This is a genomic window from Rhodanobacter sp. G1 (assembly GCF_055397855.1).
The window spans coordinates 3,098,588-3,114,916 of the sequence record NZ_AP039674.1 but is presented as its reverse complement, the minus strand read 5'-3'; the positions used below and the strand labels follow the sequence as shown (position 1 = coordinate 3,114,916).

The following is a 16,329-nucleotide window of genomic DNA, read 5'->3' as shown; positions in this document are numbered from 1 at the left end:
GGCGGGGCAGAGGTAATAACGTGGCTGAAGTTCTTTTCTACGAGCGCCCGGTGCCGCTCAACCGCAACGCCCACAAGGATCTGCGCCTGAAGCCGATCCCGAACATGAAGTTCGCGCTGGATGCCCATTCGGTGCCGTTGACCGGCGTGGAGTTCGGCCTGGCCGCGCGCGACATGCCCATCGTGTTCGCCGGCAACGACATCGGCGACGCCGGCCCGGTGGCCCTGCTGGGCCTGCGCCAGAACGAAAACCTGTTCGTGGACGCCAGCGGCCAGTGGGCGCCGAACGTCTACATCCCCGCCTTCGTGCGCCGCTATCCGTTCGTGCTGGCCGAGAAGCCGGCCGGCCAGGAAGGCGACGACTTCGCCGTGTTCCTCGACGAGGGCTACGAAGGCTTCAACGCCAGCGAGGGCGACCGCCTGTTCAACGAGGATGGCAGCGACAGCGAGATGCTGGCCCGCGCCGTGGGCTTCCTCGGCGAATTCCAGCAGCACGTGGCGCGCACCCGCTGGTTCATGGATCAGCTGCGCAAGCACGACCTGCTGGAGTCGCGCAACGTCAGCATGCGCCGCGGTTCGCCGGACGGCCAGGGCGGCAACGTCATCAACCTCAACGGCCTGTTCGTGGTCAACGAGGAAAAGCTGCGCCAGCTCGACGAGAAGACCGCCCAGGAATTCCTGCGCGAAGGCATCTTCGGCTGGATCTACGCCCACCTGATCTCGATGAACAACCTCGACCGACTGGGCCTGCGCCTGGGCGAGCGCGAGGACGGCGTGACCAGGAACTGAGCTCGTCCGGGCGCCTCGCGTGCCTGAAAAGCAAAACGCCGCGGCAGGTGACTGCCGCGGCGTTTTGCGTTTGCGATCGCCCTTGATCGCGGAGATCAGATGGGCATCCATCCATGGCCGCACTTTCGATTGCGTTTGCGATCGTCCTTGACCGTGGAGATCAAACGGGCGGCCATCCGTGGCCGCACTTTTCGATGGCCTGAAGGTTGGCGGCAGCGCGACGCCTGCCGGGATCAGTGCGCCACCACCGGCAACGCGATGTAGCTGGCCTCTCCGGGCGCGTGGTAGACGCGCTGGGTGGCCTTCACGTAGTCCGCCGGTTTCGCCTCGAAGATGCTGGGCACGAAGGTCTGCGGGTTGCGGTCGTACAGCGGGAACCAGCTCGACTGCACCTGCACCATGATGCGGTGGCCGGGCAGGAACACGTGGTTGGCGGCGGGCAGGTCGAAGCGGTAGGCCAGCGGCTTGCCCGGCGTCAGCGCTGCGGGCTTGTCCCAGCCGTTGCGGTAGCGGCCGCGGAAGATGTCCATGGCCACCGCGAGCTGGTAGCCGCCCATCTCCGGCTGCTCGGCCACCTGGTCGGGATACACGTCGATCAGCTTCACCACCCAGTCGCTGTCGGTGCCGCTGGTGGAAGCGACCAGGTGCACCACCGGCACGCCGGCGATGGCCACCGGCGCGGTCAGCGGCGCGGTTTCGTAGCTGAGCACGTCGGTGCGGCCGGAGGCTTCGCGCTGGTCGTCCACCAGCCATTGCGACCAGGTGAGGCCGTGGTCGTAGCCGATCGGCTGGATCGGCCGCGCGCGGAACGGCACCGGATGCGCGGGATCGGAGACGTATTCGTCGTAGGGAGTGCCGTCCGTGGGGGCGTCGAAGCCGAGCTGCATGCCGGGCTCCAGGTACAGCGCGCGGCTCTTGTCGGGACAGCCGCCGTCGCAGGAAACCGGCCAGCGATCCAGCCGCTGCCACTGGTCGGTGCCGGTCTGGAAGGCGGTGACCGGGGCGAGGTTCGCCTTCGGCGCGCCGTCCTTGAGGTACTGCGCGAGGAACGGGCGCAGGATGTGCTCGCGGAAGTATTTGGCGGTGTCGCTGCCGAAGCGGATCGCGCCCAGCGAGCTGCCCTCCTCGATCTCCTGGCCGTGGTGCCACGGGCCCATCACCAGCTTCACCATGTCGCCGGTGGTGTCCTTCGGCTTGATCGCGCGATAGACGGCCAGCGCGCCGTAGATGTCCTCCTGATCCCACAGGCTGTGCACCAGCATCACCGGCACGGTGAGCGGCTGCGCGGCGAGCACCTTGTCCACCGCCTGCTGCTGCCAGAACGCGTCGTAGGCGGGATGGGCGAGGATCTTGTTCCAGAAGCCGAGCTGCCGCATGCCGTAGGCGTCGCCCATCGCGCCGGCGGAGCCGTAGTGCATGAACAGGTCGTACTCGTCGTGGTAGTTCGTCCACCACTTCGCGCTGTTGTCGCGGGTGGCCTCCTGCTCGTAGATGTAGCTCATGTTCTGTTCGCGGAAGGCGCCGTGGTGGAACCAGTCGTCGCCCATCCAGCCGTCCACCATCGGGTTCATCGGCACTGCGGCTTTCAAGGCGGGATGCGGGTGCACCAGCGACATCAGCGGCTCGAAGCCATCGTAGGAGATGCCGATGGTGGCGACGCGCCCGTTCGTTTCCGGGATGTTCTTCACCAGCCAGGCTATGGTGTCGTACGTGTCGGTGGCGTCGTCCACCGGCGTGGGGTTGAGCGGGCCGTGCACCGGCCGGTTCATCACGTAGTCGCCCTCGGAACCGTACTTGCCGCGGATGTCCTGGATCACGCGGATGTAGCCGTCCTCCGCGATCACGTCGGCGGCGTTGTCGTAGCCTTCGAGCAGCGGCTCGATATGGCCGCTCATGAAATTGTGGGTGAGCTGGTGCGCGTCGTAGGGCGTGCGGGTGAGCACGATGCCGGCATGCGTCGCGCCCTTCGGCACCAGGATCACGGTGTTGAGCTTCACGCCGTCGCGCATGGTGATCATCACGTCGCGCTCGACGTAGTCGAAGCTGCCGGTGGCCGGCTTGAAGCTGGCCGGCGTCTCGCTGGGGTAGTCGGGGTACTTGGCCTGCGCCTGCGGCGCATCCGTGGCGGCCAGCGCGCCGCAGGCGGCGAACAGGGCGGCGAACAGGGCGGGCTTCAGGTCCGCGGCGATACGGCGTGGCGTCATGGCATCGGCTCCCCTGTGGCGAATCGTCGCAGCAGCTTACTGCGGCGCGGCCGGCTCAGCGCACCGGCTTGGCCAGCCGCAGCAGGTCGGTGGCGTAGCCCGCCGCTTCGTACAGCGCGCGTGCGCGCTCGTTGCCGGGGAACACCGCCAGCGTCACCAACTGGCAATGGTGCTCGCGCGCCCATTGTTCGGCATGCGCCAGCAGCGCCTTGCCCACGCCGCGGCCCTCGTGCGCGGGCGCCACGGCGAGGTCGGTGACGTGGCAGTTGGCGCGGCCGGTGAAGAAATCCTCGGTGCGCTGCAGGTGGATGAAGCCCACGCGCGTGCCGTCGGCATCCTCGGCCACGAACAGGTGGCTGTTCGCGGGCTGGTCTTCCAGGTGCCTGAGCAGTTCGTCGCGGATGCCCTCGATGCACTCGTGCCGTCGCCGCCACGCCGGTAGCGGGAAGCTCGCGAAACGCGGCACCAGCGAGAGGATGAAGTCGTCGTCGTCTTCGGCCAGACGGATCAGCAGGGACGGGTCGCTCATGGTCGTTGCGGCTGCGTAAGGTTTCGCGGTTCTACACCCGTACGGCGGGCGCCGTATAGTGCGGGCTTCACATCCCGCAGAGGAGCGCTCCATGCCCGCCACACGCATCCGCCTGCAGAGCGGCGACGACGGCACGATCGCGCAAGGCATCGCCGCGATCCAGAGCGAGATGAAGCTGCCGCTGGCGTTCCCGCCCGAAGTCGAGGCCGAGGCGGCGCAGGCGGCCGCGCAGCCGCGCCTGCCCGAGCTGGATCGCACCGACATCCCGCTGGTCACCATCGACCCACCCGGCTCGATGGATCTGGATCAGGCGCTGCACTTCGAGCGGCGCGACGGCGGCGGCTACCGCGTGCACTACGCCATCGCCGACGTGGCCGCATTCGTCGCGCCGGGCGGCGCAATGGATGCGGAGGCGCACCGCCGCGGCGAGACGCTGTACGGCGCCGACTCGCGCATCCCGCTGTATCCGCCGGTGCTGTCCGAGGGCGCCGCCTCGCTGCTGCCGGATCAGCTGCGGCCCGCGCTGCTGTGGACGATCGACCTCGACGCCGATGGCGAGATCGCCGCCATCGACGTGCGCCGCGCGCGGGTGAGAAGCCGCGCCCGGCTCGACTACGACGGCGTGCAGCAGCAGCTCGACGCCGGCACCGCCGATCCGCTGTGGACGCTGCTGCGCGAGGTGGGCGAGCTGCGCCAGAAGCGCGAGCAGGCGCGCGGCGCCGTCAACCTCGCGCTGCCCGAGCAGGAGATCGGCGTGGTGGATGGCGAATGGCGGCTGGCGTACCGCGCCAACCACCCGGACGAGGACTGGAACGCGCAGATCTCCCTGCTCACCGGCATGGCCGCGGCGCGGCTGATGGTGAAGGGCAAGGTGGGCATCCTGCGCACGCTGCCGCCGCCGCAGCCGCAGGACATCGCGCGGCTCAGGCGCACCGCGCAGGCGCTGGCCATCGCATGGCCGGACGGGCAGGGCTACGCCGATTTCATCCGCGGCCTCGATCCGTCGAAGGCCACCCACGTCGCGATGCTCACCGCCTGCACCACCGTGCTGCGCGGCGCTGCCTACGCGGCCTTCGACGGCGAACTGCCCGCGCAGCCGCTGCAGTCCGCGGTGGCGGCGGCCTACGCCCACGCCACCGCGCCGCTGCGCCGGCTGGTGGATCGCTACGTGGGCGAGGTGTGCGTGGCGCTGTGCGCGAACCAGCCGGTGCCGGACTGGGCGCGCGCCGCGCTGCCCGCGCTGCCCGACGTGATGGCCGAGTCGGATCGCCGCTCGAAGCATTACGAGCGCCAGGTGCTCGACCTGGTCGAAGCCGCCTTGCTGGCGCCGCGCGTTGGCGACACTTTCACGGGCGCCATCGTCGAAATAGAGGGCGACCACGGCAATGGCCGTGAAGGCGTGGTGATGCTGCGCGACCCGGCCATCGAGGCGCGCGTCGATGCCGCATCGCCGTTGCCGCTGGGGCAGGACGTGACGGTGCGGCTGGCGGCGGCCGACCCGTCGAGGCGGCAGGTGCGTTTCGAGCTGGCGGCCGGCGCGGCATGAGGGATTGAGCCGCCGGCCGAAGGCTTCAATTTGTGCCCGGCCTGCCGATAAAGACCCAATGCAGATCGCAGGAAGGAAGCAGGGAGCCACAGGCAGCGAAGGCGGCATCGCTTGCGCCCGCCGCATCGTCGACGATGCGGCGGCATGCCGGTGGTCGCGTGCAAAGGGGATATGCGCGTGAGTGGACGGTGGGCAGCATGCGTGGCCTGGTTGTTCTGCTGCATGGCGGCGGTCTCGGCCGCGCCTGCGCCGGCAGACCAGGCCGCCGCGCCCGCCAGCATCCGGGTGGCCAGCAACGACAACTATCCGCCGTTCATCTTCCTCGATGCCGATGGCAAGCCGCAGGGCTACGAAGTCGACATGTGGAAGCTGTTCCAGCGGCACACCGGCATCCGGGTCGAGCTGGTGCTCACGGACTGGGGCGGCGCCATGCGGAACATGCAGAGCGGCCGCGCGGACGTGATCGACATGCTCTACCGCACGCCCTCGCGCGAGGCGCTGTACGACTTCTCCGGGCCTTACGTCGGCCTGCCGGTGGGCATCTACGTGGATCGGCGCATCAGCGGCATCCGTAACGTGGCGACGCTGCGCGGCCTGCCGGTGGGCGTGCAGCGCGGCGACGCCTGCGCGGAACGGCTGCGGGAGGAGGGTGTCGCCAACCTGCAGCTCTACGCCAACTACCAGGACATCATGCAGGCCGCGACCAAGGGCGACCTGCGCGTGTTCTGCATGGATCAATATCCGGCGGACTACAACCTGTACCGCTACTCGGCGCTGGATCGTTTCTACGAAGCCTTCGTGCTGTTCACCGAGCAGTCGCACTGGGCCGTGCGCAAGGGCGACAAGGCGCTGTTCCTCGCGATCCAGCAGGACATGGCGCGCATCTCGCCGGCCGAGCGCGACGTGCTGCGCAAGCGCTGGCTGGATCGCCCGTACCTGACGGTGAGCCATCAGCGCGCCGTGGTCGCCGCGCTGGCCGTCGTCCTGCTGCTGGCCACGCTGATGGCGTTGTGGGTGTGGACGTTGCGCCGCACGGTGGCGGCGCGCACCTCCGCATTGCAGGCGGAGGAAGGCAAGCTGCGCGCGGTCTTCGACGCCAGCCCGGACGCGATGTGGGTGAAGGATCTGCAAGGCGTCTACCGCGACGGCAACGACCGGGCGGTGGCGCTGTTCCGCGCCCCCTGCGAGGCGCCGATAGGGCGCCGCTGCGACGAGCTGTTCGATGCGGCGTTCGCGGCCGGGATGTGCGCGCTGGACAGGGAGGCGACGCGGCTCGGGCGCAACGCCAGCGCCCTGCTGCCGCTGGACGCCGGCAACGGCCGGAGCCGGCAGTTCGAGGTCATCAGCGCCCCGCTGTTCACGCCGCAGGGCGAGCTCTACAGCGTGGTGAGCGCGGCGCGCGACGTCACCGAGCGGCAGCTGGCCGAAGCGCAGCTGCAGCTATGGGCGCACGCGTTCGAGAACGCCGCGTTCGGCATGTACATCTGCGATGCGCGCAGCAAGACCCTGATCTCCGCCAACCCCACCTTCGCCGGCGAGCGCGGCTACACGCCGGAGGAGATGGTGGGCATGCCGGTGGATGCGCTGTATCCGCCCGAGCTGGTGGCCGAGCGGGCGACGATGCGCGCGACCGCGGATCGGTTGGATCACTACGTGTGGGAAACCGAGCACATGGCGAAGGACGGCCGGCGCTTTCCGGTGGTGCTGGACTGCTCGGTGTTCCACGACGCCGACGGCAACGCGCAGTACGTGTTCATCCATGCCCAGGACATCACCGAGCGCAAGCGGGTGGAGAACGAGCTGCGGTTGGCCGCCGTAGCGTTCGAGACGCAGGAGGCCCTGATGGTGCTGGATGCCGACCGCATCATCCAGCGGGTCAACCAGGCCTTCACCACGCTGACCGGGTACCGGCCCGACGAGGTGGTCGGGCAATCGATCTCCCTGCTGCGCTCGCGGCAGCATGCGAAGGACACCTACGACAACCTTTGGGAAGCGGTGCAGCGCGACGGCTATTGGCAGGGCGAGCTGTGGATCCAGGTTCAGCAGGGCCAGCCCAGGGTGGCGCGCATCACGGTTTCGATCGTCCCCGGCGTCGCCGGCCAGCTGAGCCACTACGTGTGCTCGATGATCGACCTGACCGGCGAACGCGAGGCGCATGCGAGCGTCGACCGCATGACCTATTTCGACCCGCTGACGGATCTGCCCAACCGGCGCTTCCTGCTCGGCCAGCTGCAGCACCTGCTGGGCGGGGCCGGCACCTGCATGGGTGCCCTGCTGCTGTTCGACCTCGATCATTTCAAGCGCGTCAACGACCTGCGCGGTCACGCCGCCGGCGACCGCCTGCTCGCGCTCATGGCGCAGCGCCTGCTCGGCATGCTGGACGACGAATACGTGCTGAGCCGGTTCGGCGGCGGCACGTTCGCGCTGCTGTTGCCCAGCCGCGCGGAGGATCCGCAGGCGCTGGCCGGGGAGGTCATGGCCTGCGCCGAGCGCATGCGCCAGGCGTTGCGCGAACCGTTCCGGCTGGACGGCAAGGTGCTGGCGGGCATGACCGTCAGCCTGGGCTGGACCGAGCTGGTGTCCGGCTGCGACTCGGCGGAAACGGTGCTCAAGCAGGCGGAACTGGCGATGTACGCCGCCAAGGCCGCCGGACGCGACCAGATGCGCCGCTTCGAGTCGTTCATGCAGGCCGAACTGGCGCGACGCGAGCTGCTGGCCGGCGACCTGATGCATGCGATCGCCGACGAGGCGCTGGAACTGCATTTCCAGGCGCAGGCCGACCGCCGCGGCCACGTGATCGGCGCCGAGGTGCTGCTGCGCTGGACGCGCCACGACGGCACGCCGGTGGCGCCGGACGAGTTCATTCCCATCGCCGAGGAAAACGGCCTGATCTTGCCGCTGGGCGACTGGGTACTGCGGCAGGCTTGCCTGCGGCTGGCCATCTGGGCCGCGTGGCCGGCGGCGAGCGGGCTGTCGCTGGCCGTCAACGTGAGCGCGCGGCAATTCGCCCAGCCGGGCTTCGTGGACGACGTGCAGCGCGCGCTGATCCTGTCCGGCGCCGACCCCACGCGGCTGATGCTGGAGATCACCGAGACGGCCATCATGAACGACCTCGACGAGGCGGCCGACAAGCTGGGCCGCCTGCGCGCGCTGGGCCTGCGCGTCTCGCTGGACGATTTCGGCACCGGCTATTCCTCGCTGGCCTACCTGTCGCGCCTGCCGCTGGACGAGCTGAAGATCGATCAGGCTTTCGTCGCCCGCCTGCCGGAGAACCATAGCGACGCGATGGTGGCGCAGACCATCATCGGCATGGGGCGCGGCCTGGATCTGCAGGTGGTGGCCGAGGGCGTGGAAACCGAGGTGCAGCGGAACTTCCTGATGTCCCTGGGCTGCGACATCTTCCAGGGCTATTTCATTTCGCGGCCGATGCCGCTGCGCGCGTTCGAGCGGATGCTCGCCGAGCGGCCGGCAAGCATGGCGTCAGCGTAGCGGCGTGCGTATCGCCGCCGAGAAATCCTCGCCGGGCCTGCTGGCGAGTGCGCGACGGGTGATGCGCGCTCGCTCGTTCCATTGCCGCAGGGTGAGCCGGTGATCCAGCGCGCCTATCCTGTAGAGGTAGCCGGGCAGGTAGCCGGTGAGCAGCAGGCGCGCGTCCAGCGGCAGGCCGGGATCGAACTGGCGCGCCATGCGGTACACCACGGTGGCGCAGTTCGAGGTGACGGTGTTGTAGAACTCGGGCGCGGCCGCCAGCCGGTTCGCGGTGTCCACGTAGGAGAGGAACAGCGCGCGCATCGCGGCGCGGCTGACGGCCAGCGGATAGAGGTAGTCGTCCTCGCCGCGCACGTTGGTGCGCACGCGGATCAGGTCGCTCTCCGGCGCGGCGACCAGGGTCGTCTCGAAATCCTTGAAGAAGCCGCCGATGGAGGAGAACTCCTGTCCGCGCCGCCTGCGTATCTCCACCGAGAAGACGAGGTGGCGGCCGTCGTCGAAGCCGAACGAGATCATGGCGTGCGCAATCGCATCGCTGCCCCAGTGCGACAGCACGGCATCGGCGGAGACGAGGCGGCCGAGATCGTAGCTTTGCGTTTCCCAGCGCGCGTCGTAGTCGCTGTCGCTGCGCCAGTCGAAGTCGCGCACGTTGTGCAGCACCACCACGTTGCCCCGCACCTCGCCGGTGAGCTGTCGCGCGACGTCGTCGGCCCAGTCGTGGGTGTTGCCGGGCTGGATGGTCGCCCACCACGCCAGCAGCAGCGCGTACATCAGCACGTAGCCGGACAAGGGACGCCACCTGCGGCGGCGGATCGCCAGCGCGAACAGCGCCAGGGCCAGCGCGATCCACAGCGCGGCGCCCAGCGCGCGCACCGCGCCGCCGCCGGGCAGCTGGTACCACAGCGCCAGCGTGCCCCACGCGATGGAGAGCAGGGCGATCGGCCCGCCCAGCAGCAGCGCCAGGCCTCGCCCCAGGATGCGCAGCGGTTTCGCCATGTGTGTCGTCCCCGTGTGGCCGGTGCGCCAGCCTGCCGCGGCGCGCGCGCCATGGCAACGGGCGCGGCGGCCGTGACTACAATCGCGGCAGCTCGGGCGAAGGAGGCGACGGGGAATGCGGGGCGATCCGATCAGGCAACTGTCGTGGCTTGCGATGGCGGCGCTGCTGCTGTGCCTCAATGCCTGCGCCATGGTGGGTGTGAGCCGGCTCAAGCCCGGCGACGTGGTGAGCGAGCGGCGCGCGGACGTGATCGGCAGCGGGCAACTCAGCGACGGCACGGTGCAGGTGCTGAACGGCGTGGCGCTGACCGGCAAGCAATGCGCGAAGTCCTTCGGCGATTGCGTGGGCATCGTCGCGCACGCCAGCGGACTGGACGAGGAGCGCCGGCTCTCCGCGTTGTCCGAGCTGTGGCTGGGCCGCGCGTTGCGCGGCGACCGCCAGCCCGCGATGGACGACGCCACGCTGGATGCCTACCTGCAAAGCGCGCGCTACGCCTATGCCTACCTGTTCTACACGCGGCGCACGCCGGCCGAGCGCGTGTTCGACCAGCGCCAGGCCAAGGTGGTCGGGTTCTACGACTACGCGGTGGAGCGCGTGGTCGGGCGCTGGTTCCAGGAGCTGCCGAAGCTCGACACCGGATGGGATAGGACGGAGCTGGCCGGCTGGACGGTGCTGCGGCCGGATACCGACCTGCACCTGCGCACCGCGCCGACGGAGCTGCTGCCCGCCTCGTCGCTGCGCTTCAAGGGCCTGCGCAACGTGTACCGGCGCGACGGCTTCGGTTCGGAATTCGTGGCGGTGACGCCGCGCGCGGCGGACGCGGCTGCCGTGCCGTGGCGCGAGCCGCGCTACGTGGCGATGACCGGCGTGCTCGCGTTCGGCGGCAGCACGCTGGACGAAGTGCTGGACACGCGGCAGGTGCAACTGCTGGCGCGCGACCCGTACCGCGACGGAGACGTGCGCATCGCCGGGCGCAGCGTGCCGCTGGGCGCCAACTTCACCGCGCCCTACGGCCTGTGGCTGGCGCGCTCGGGCTTCGCGATGCAGTCGATCCGCTCGCTGCTGGGGCGGCAGGGCGGGCTGGATTCGCCGCGCGTGCTGCTGATGCAGCCGTACGATCCGTCTCGCCGCACCGTGGTGATGCTGCATGGCCTCGCCAGCAGCCCCGAGGCGTGGGTGAACGTGGCGAACGAAGTGCTGGGCGACGAGGAGCTGCGCCGCCACTACCAGGTGTGGCAGGTCTACTACCCCACCAACGCGCCCATCGCGGTGAACCTGATGCAGATCCGCCGCGCGCTGGACGACACCATCCGCCACTTCGACCCGAAAGGCACCGCGCCCGCCATGCGGCACATGATGCTGGTGGGGCACAGCATGGGCGGCGTGATCGCGCGCCTGCTGGTGTCGTCCAGCGGCGACAAGCTGTGGAGCCTGGTGCCGGAAGGCGCGCGCCTTTCCGCCGGCAAGCGCGCGAAGCTGCGCCGGCAGCTGGCGCCCTACCTGCAGTTCTCGCCGATGCCGCAGGTGGATGCCGCGGTGTTCCTCGCCGCGCCGCATCGCGGCACGCCGGTGGCGCGGCATCGCCTCGCGCGCTGGATCGCCGAGCTGATCCGCCTGCCCTTCAGCGTGCTCAAGGAGCTGGCCAGCGTCGCGGATCTGCTGCAGGAGGACGGCGGCAAGGGTGCGCCCATCCACGTGTCGAACAGCGTCGGCAACCTCAGCGACGCCGATCCCTTCATCGTCGCCACCGAGAACCTGCCGATTTCGCCCGCGGTGCATTACTACTCGATCATCGGCCTGTACAAGCCGACCGGGCCGTTGCAGCAGAGCAGCGACGGCGTGGTGCCCTACGCCAGCGCGCACCTCGCCGGCGCGGATTCCGAAGTGGTGATCCCCTCATGGCACAGCGTGCAGGAAACGCCGGCGGCGATCCTGGAACTGCGCCGGATCATGCGGCTGCACCTGCAGCGGACGGATGGCGGCGGAGCCACGTCGGGCAAGGCTCCGGATACGGATTGACCGGCGTCTCCGCACGGCGCATCGGTGGCGATGACGCGGAAGCCGGCATGCACGGAAACGCCCGGGCGATCCGGGCGTTTCCGCGCGGACGATGCCTCGCGGGGATACGTCAGGTCGTCGCGGGCGTCGTCGAAGCCGTCGCGCCGGCGCCGGTGGAATCCACCGTCAGCGAGACGCGGCGGTTGTCCGCGCCGCGGTCGCGGCTGGCGCCCTTCACCACTTGGCGGTTCGCATCCTTGCCGTAGCTCACCGCGCGAACCTGGTCGGCGTTGATGCCGCTGGAGACCAGGAAGTCGCGCACGGCCTCGGCGCGCTTCATCCCCAGGCGCTTGTTGTAGGCGCGCGAGCCGGCCGGGTCGGCGAAGCCTTCCACGGTGATCAGCACGTTCGGGTGGTACTTGCCGATGGTCTCGGCGAAGTTCTGCAGCGCGGGCTTGTCCTGGTCGCTGAGCTCGGCGCTGTTGAAGGCGAAGTGCGCCACGGTGTCCACGCTGACGCGGCCCTGCATGGCGGTGATCTGCGAGTCGTACTTGGAGAACTGCGACTGCATCTGCTGCTTGATCGCGTCGATCTGCTGCTGCTGATCCTGCTGCTTCTGCTTGAGCCGCTGGACGGCGGCGTTGAGGTCGTCCTTCTTCACGTATTGCGAGCAACCGGCCAGGCCGATGGCCAGGATGCCCGCCGCGAGCATGGCGATTCGTGGGGTTCGGATGTGCATCGATGTTTCTCCCGATGTGCGTGCCGGCATCGCGGGCGACAGCGGCGATACCGGCCCTTCATGGATACCCCCTGCATGTGCTGCCTTCTGGAACCTAACCCATGCGGTGTGGAATCGTGCATGTCGGTGGGCCATCGCTACGGTTGCGTTCAGTTTTTTCTGTGGCTCGCCGCGACGACGGCGCGGTCGCACGCATGCCGCAAAAAGCGAAGCCCGGCGTTTGCCGGGCTTCGCTGCGATGCAGGCGTGGGGCGTGCGTCAGACGATGTCGGCGATCGTCCCGGCGCCGGCCACCATGGCCGCCTTGTGCGTCAGCGTGCGCGGCAGCAGGCGGGCGAAGTAGAACGCGGCGGTGTCGCGCTTGGCCTGCTTGAACGCTTCGGACTGCGAGCCTGCCTCGGCGGCGGCCACGGCGCGCGCCCAGAAGTAGGCCAGCGTGACGTAGCCGGAGTACCACAGGTAATCCGTCGCGGCGGCACCCAGTTCCTCCGGGTTGGCCTGCACGCGCTGCGCGAGCGACTGGGTGAGTTCGCCCCATTCCTTCGCCAGCGCGCCCAGCGGTGCGATCAGCGCAGCGAGCTTCGCATCGCCCGCATGCGCCTTGCAGAACGCGCCGATCTCGGCGAGGAAGTGCTTGAAGCCCACGCCCTGCAACTGGAGGATCTTGCGGCCCAGCAGGTCGGCGGCCTGGATGCCGGTGGTGCCTTCGTACAGCGTGATGATGCGCGCGTCGCGCACGAACTGCTCCATGCCGTTCTCGCCGATGTAGCCGTGGCCGCCGTACACCTGCAGCGCTTCCTTGGTGCATTCCTGCGCCAGCTCGGTCACCACGCCCTTGGCGATGGGGATGAGGAAGGCCGCCAGTTCGCCTGCCTGCCTGCGTTCCTCCTCGCTGGCGCCGCGCGCTTCGACGTCGGTCTGCAGCGCGGTGTAGTAGAGCAGGGCGCGCGAGCCTTCCACGAAGGCGCGCTGGGTCAGCAGCATGCGGCGCACGTCGGGCTGCACCAGCAGGTTGTCGGCGGGCTTGTCGGGGAATTTCGCGCCGGACAGCGCACGGCCCTGCAGGCGTTCGCGTGCGTAGTTCAGGCTGTTCTGCCACGCGCGCTCGGCGAGCGCCAGGCCCTGCACGCCCACCGACAGGCGCGCGGCGTTCATCATGGTGAACATCGCGGCCAGGCCCTTGTGCGGCTGGCCGATCAGGTAGCCCTCGGCGCCGTCGAAGTTCATCACGCAGGTGGCCGAGCCCTTGAGGCCCATCTTGTGTTCGATGGCGCCGGCGTAGGCGGCGTTGCGTGCGCCCAGCGCGCCGTCCGCGTTCACCTTGAACTTCGGCACGATGAACATCGAGATGCCGCGGCTGCCGGCCGGTGCGTCGGGCAGGCGCGCCAGCACCAGGTGCACGATGTTCTCGGCCATGTCGTGCTCGCCGGCGCTGATGAAGATCTTGGTGCCGCTGATCGCGTAGCTGCCGTCGGCATTGGGTTCGGCGCGGGTCTTCAGCAGGCCGAGGTCGGAGCCGGCCTGCGGCTCGGTGAGGCACATCGTGCCGGTCCAGCGGCCTTCCACGATGGGCATCATGTAGGTCTTCTGCTGCTCGGCGGTGCCGTGCAGTTCCATCGCGTGGCAGGCGCCCTCGCTGAGCAGCGGGTACAGGCTCCACGACAGGTTGCCGGACTGGAACAGCTCGGTGGTGCTGGTGCCGAGCACGTTCGGCAGTGCCTGGCCGCCGAAGGCTTCCTTCGCGGTGAGGCCGGCCCAGCCGCCTTCGGCGAAGGCCTTGAAGGCCTCCTTGAAGCCCTTGGGCGTGGTCACCGCGTGGGTGGCCTTGTCGTAATGGCAACCCTCGGCGTCGCCCGATGCGTTGGTCGGCGCCAGCACCTGCTCGGCGAGCTTGCCGGCTTCCTCCAGCACCGCGTCGAGCAGGTCGCGGCTGTGTTCCGCGCCGCCCTGCAGCTTGGTGAGGACGGCCTCGGCGCCCAGCAGGTCGAAGAGGGCGAAGCGCTGGTCGTCGAGCGGAGCCTTGTAGATCGTCATGGTCGTTCTCTCGGGAAGAAGAAGGTCAGCGGAAGGTGTTGGCGATGCCTGGCACCGGCGACAGGAAGTCGCTGTGCTGGAAAGGGAAGTCCTGCGGGTCTTTCTTGTCCGGGTGGTCGGCCAGATCGGGCTGGGCGTGGATCGTGCCGTTGATGGCATAGGCCAGCGAACCGGCGCTGCCCTTGGCGGCCACGGCGGCAAGCGCGCTGCCCATCGCGGGCGTGGGCAGCACGTCGATGGTGGTCACGTCGCCGGCGAAGGAGGGAATGTCGCGGTCGAACGTGGCATGCAGGCGCACCGGCACCCCGTTCGCCACCTGCAGCGAGCCATCGATGGCGCTGAAATCCATGCCGCCGTAGCTGTTGTTCTGGATGCGCATGGTGAGGCGCCACGCGCCGTTCGGCAGCACCTGCATCTGCTGCACGGTGAGCGAGGGCGGGAACACGCTCTTGCGCTGCGGGCCGCAGGCGGCAAGGCAGGCGGCGAGGGCAACGAGTGCGAAGCAGCGGATCAGTCGCATCACGGCCGGAACCTCATGGCTACGATCTCAAACGATTGTTTGAATCTTGACCCGGGCCGCCGCGCGCGTCAATGCCGGGCGGTTTCCACGGCTGCGCACTGCAGGCATCATGCGGAGTTCCACCACCATGCCAGCACGCCAATGACCCGTCGCATCGTCGCCCGTCGCTCCCCCATCCACGGCAATGGCGTGTTCGCCGTCGAGCCGATCAAAAAGGGCGAGGAGATCATCCAGTACAAGGGCACGCTGATGAGCCACGACGAAGCCGACGACATGTACGGCGACGGCGGCGAAACCGGCCACACCTTCCTGTTCACCCTCAACGACGACTACATCGTCGACGCCAACCGCAAGGGCAACACCGCGCGCTGGATCAACCACAGCTGCGCGCCCAACTGTCGCGCCGTGATCGAGGAAAGCGCCAGCGGCGACCCGCGCAGGGACAGGGTGCTGATCGAGGCCATCCGCAACATCAAGCCGGGCGAGGAGCTCACCTACGACTACGGCATCACGCTGGACGTGCCGCACACGGCGCGCCTGAAGAAGCTGTGGAAGTGCCTGTGCGGCTCGAAGGATTGCACGGGGACGTTGCTCAAGCCGAAGAAGTGACGCGCGGAACGACGGGACTCCGGCCACCCGCGGCCAAGAGAAATCGTCGCGGACGTATCTACCGGATGGTTCTTGCGTAAATATGCAAAAATTTGCATCATTGCCGCATGAAGCCCCTCGTGTTTCTCGGTAGCAGTCAGGACGATCTGCGCGCGATGCCGGCGTCGGTACGCCATGCGATGGGCCTGGAGTTGATGCGCGTGCAGTTCGGCGGCGATCCCGTGGACTTCAAGCCCATGCCGTTGGTCGGGCCGGGTGCGTATGAGGTGCGCGTGCGCGAGGCCGATGGTGCATGGCGCACGATCTACGTGGCCAAGTTTTCGGACGCGATCTACGTGTTGCACGCCTTCCGGAAGAAAACACAGAAGACGGCCAAGGCCGATCTGGAATTGGCCGCACGGCGCTACAAGTTGATCGGAGGTTGAATCATGGGCCTGAAGAAGAGCGATCCCCGCCTGGACGACACGCGCCGTATCGAAGGCAGCGGCAACGTGTTCGTGGACATGGGCTTCGATCCGGCCGAGGCGGAGGTGATGAAGCTTCGGGCCGAGGTGATGCTGCGCATGGAACAATTGCTGCGCGAAAAGGGCTGGACGCAGGCCGAGGCCGCACGCCGGCTTGGCGTGACGCAGCCGCGCATTTCCCGGCTGGTGAAGGGGCGTTGGGAGGATTTCAGCCTGGACATGTTGCTGACCCTGGCAGCCCGTGCGGGCCTGCATCCCAGACTTCGGTTGGCTGCCTGATTCCCGCGAGGCTCTTTCGCCTTCTCGCCTACTGCGCCGAGGGAACGAGGGTGCTCCGACCGCCACGCTCCCGGCCCCTGTTCACGCAACAAAATGCGCCGCATACTCCGTGGGCGCACCCGTGTTTTGGGGA

The 16,329-nt window shown here is 68.8% G+C and carries 13 protein-coding genes; 7 read left to right on the top strand and 6 right to left on the bottom strand.

The window, feature by feature from the left end; genetic code table 11:
- The first annotated feature begins 20 nt into the window (after positions 1 to 20).
- Positions 21 to 788, top strand: coding sequence for a SapC family protein (locus tag ACZ5Z2_RS13825; RefSeq protein ID WP_464759177.1), 768 nt, complete (start codon positions 21 to 23; stop codon positions 786 to 788).
- Positions 789 to 1,021: 233 nt separating this feature from the next.
- Here ACZ5Z2_RS13825 and ACZ5Z2_RS13820 read toward each other — a convergent pair whose 3' ends face one another.
- Complete coding sequence (locus ACZ5Z2_RS13820) at positions 1,022 to 2,992, bottom strand: CocE/NonD family hydrolase (RefSeq protein ID WP_464759175.1); 1,971 nt, start codon at positions 2,990 to 2,992, stop codon at positions 1,022 to 1,024.
- Between the two features lie 55 nt (positions 2,993 to 3,047).
- Positions 3,048 to 3,521, bottom strand: coding sequence for a GNAT family N-acetyltransferase (locus ACZ5Z2_RS13815; protein WP_464759174.1), 474 nt, complete (start codon positions 3,519 to 3,521; stop codon positions 3,048 to 3,050).
- Positions 3,522 to 3,612: 91 nt separating this feature from the next.
- On the opposite strand from ACZ5Z2_RS13815, the gene ACZ5Z2_RS13810 reads away from it, so the two are divergent.
- Positions 3,613 to 5,067, top strand: a complete 1,455-nt coding sequence (locus ACZ5Z2_RS13810) for an RNB domain-containing ribonuclease (RefSeq protein WP_464759173.1) — start codon at positions 3,613 to 3,615, stop codon at positions 5,065 to 5,067.
- 222 nt (positions 5,068 to 5,289) lie between these two features.
- Entirely contained in the window at positions 5,290 to 8,556 is a 3,267-nt protein-coding gene (locus tag ACZ5Z2_RS13805) for an EAL domain-containing protein (RefSeq protein WP_464759172.1), read from the top strand.
- Here the strand turns inward: ACZ5Z2_RS13805 and ACZ5Z2_RS13800 are convergent.
- On the bottom strand, positions 8,548 to 9,552 hold the full coding sequence (locus tag ACZ5Z2_RS13800) for an Lnb N-terminal periplasmic domain-containing protein (protein ID WP_464759171.1): 1,005 nt from the start codon (positions 9,550 to 9,552) through the stop codon (positions 8,548 to 8,550). The two genes, ACZ5Z2_RS13805 and ACZ5Z2_RS13800, sit on opposite strands and share 9 nt — an antisense overlap.
- 115 nt (positions 9,553 to 9,667) lie before the next feature.
- Between ACZ5Z2_RS13800 and ACZ5Z2_RS13795 the strand changes: the two genes are divergently transcribed.
- A complete protein-coding gene (locus ACZ5Z2_RS13795; protein WP_464759170.1) occupies positions 9,668 to 11,572 on the top strand; it encodes an esterase/lipase family protein in 1,905 nt (634 codons plus the stop codon).
- A gap of 109 nt (positions 11,573 to 11,681) precedes the next feature.
- Here the strand turns inward: ACZ5Z2_RS13795 and ACZ5Z2_RS13790 are convergent, their stop codons facing one another.
- From ACZ5Z2_RS13790 to ACZ5Z2_RS13780, 3 genes are all read right to left on the bottom strand, one after another.
- On the bottom strand, positions 11,682 to 12,290 hold the full coding sequence (locus tag ACZ5Z2_RS13790; RefSeq protein ID WP_464759169.1) for an OmpA family protein: 609 nt from the start codon (positions 12,288 to 12,290) through the stop codon (positions 11,682 to 11,684).
- 258 nt (positions 12,291 to 12,548) lie between these two features.
- A complete protein-coding gene (locus tag ACZ5Z2_RS13785; protein WP_464759168.1) occupies positions 12,549 to 14,324 on the bottom strand; it encodes an acyl-CoA dehydrogenase C-terminal domain-containing protein in 1,776 nt (591 codons plus the stop codon).
- Between the two features lie 25 nt (positions 14,325 to 14,349).
- Positions 14,350 to 14,844 carry a hypothetical protein gene (locus tag ACZ5Z2_RS13780; protein WP_464761712.1) on the bottom strand — a complete coding sequence of 165 codons (495 nt, stop codon included), beginning with the start codon at positions 14,842 to 14,844 and terminating at the stop codon, positions 14,350 to 14,352.
- Positions 14,845 to 14,985: 141 nt separating this feature from the next.
- Here ACZ5Z2_RS13780 and ACZ5Z2_RS13775 point away from each other — a divergent pair, with 141 nt between their 5' ends.
- From ACZ5Z2_RS13775 to ACZ5Z2_RS13765, 3 genes are all read left to right on the top strand, one after another.
- Entirely contained in the window at positions 14,986 to 15,453 is a 468-nt protein-coding gene (locus ACZ5Z2_RS13775) for an SET domain-containing protein (protein ID WP_464759167.1), read from the top strand.
- A gap of 107 nt (positions 15,454 to 15,560) precedes the next feature.
- Positions 15,561 to 15,878, top strand: a complete 318-nt coding sequence (locus ACZ5Z2_RS13770; RefSeq protein ID WP_464759166.1) for a type II toxin-antitoxin system RelE/ParE family toxin — start codon at positions 15,561 to 15,563, stop codon at positions 15,876 to 15,878.
- 3 nt (positions 15,879 to 15,881) lie between these two features.
- Entirely contained in the window at positions 15,882 to 16,196 is a 315-nt protein-coding gene (locus tag ACZ5Z2_RS13765) for a helix-turn-helix domain-containing protein (RefSeq protein ID WP_464759165.1), read from the top strand.
- Positions 16,197 to 16,329: the final 133 nt, after the last annotated feature.

What these genes read in the sequence shown, in the direction of transcription:
- ACZ5Z2_RS13795 (WP_464759170.1), top strand. Translation starts at nt 9,668, where the DNA reads ATGCGGGGCGATCCGATCAGGCAACTGTCGTGGCTTGCGATGGCGGCG.
- ACZ5Z2_RS13810 (WP_464759173.1), top strand. Translation starts at nt 3,613, where the DNA reads ATGCCCGCCACACGCATCCGCCTGCAGAGCGGCGACGACGGCACGATC.
- ACZ5Z2_RS13790 (WP_464759169.1), bottom strand. Translation starts at nt 12,290, where the DNA reads ATGCACATCCGAACCCCACGAATCGCCATGCTCGCGGCGGGCATCCTG.
- ACZ5Z2_RS13800 (WP_464759171.1), bottom strand. Translation starts at nt 9,552, where the DNA reads ATGGCGAAACCGCTGCGCATCCTGGGGCGAGGCCTGGCGCTGCTGCTG.
- ACZ5Z2_RS13805 (WP_464759172.1), top strand. Translation starts at nt 5,290, where the DNA reads ATGGCGGCGGTCTCGGCCGCGCCTGCGCCGGCAGACCAGGCCGCCGCG.
- ACZ5Z2_RS13785 (WP_464759168.1), bottom strand. Translation starts at nt 14,324, where the DNA reads ATGACGATCTACAAGGCTCCGCTCGACGACCAGCGCTTCGCCCTCTTC.
- ACZ5Z2_RS13815 (WP_464759174.1), bottom strand. Translation starts at nt 3,521, where the DNA reads ATGAGCGACCCGTCCCTGCTGATCCGTCTGGCCGAAGACGACGACGAC.
- ACZ5Z2_RS13780 (WP_464761712.1), bottom strand. Translation starts at nt 14,844, where the DNA reads ATGCGACTGATCCGCTGCTTCGCACTCGTTGCCCTCGCCGCCTGCCTT.
- ACZ5Z2_RS13770 (WP_464759166.1), top strand. Translation starts at nt 15,561, where the DNA reads ATGAAGCCCCTCGTGTTTCTCGGTAGCAGTCAGGACGATCTGCGCGCG.
- ACZ5Z2_RS13775 (WP_464759167.1), top strand. Translation starts at nt 14,986, where the DNA reads ATGACCCGTCGCATCGTCGCCCGTCGCTCCCCCATCCACGGCAATGGC.
- ACZ5Z2_RS13820 (WP_464759175.1), bottom strand. Translation starts at nt 2,992, where the DNA reads ATGACGCCACGCCGTATCGCCGCGGACCTGAAGCCCGCCCTGTTCGCC.
- ACZ5Z2_RS13765 (WP_464759165.1), top strand. Translation starts at nt 15,882, where the DNA reads ATGGGCCTGAAGAAGAGCGATCCCCGCCTGGACGACACGCGCCGTATC.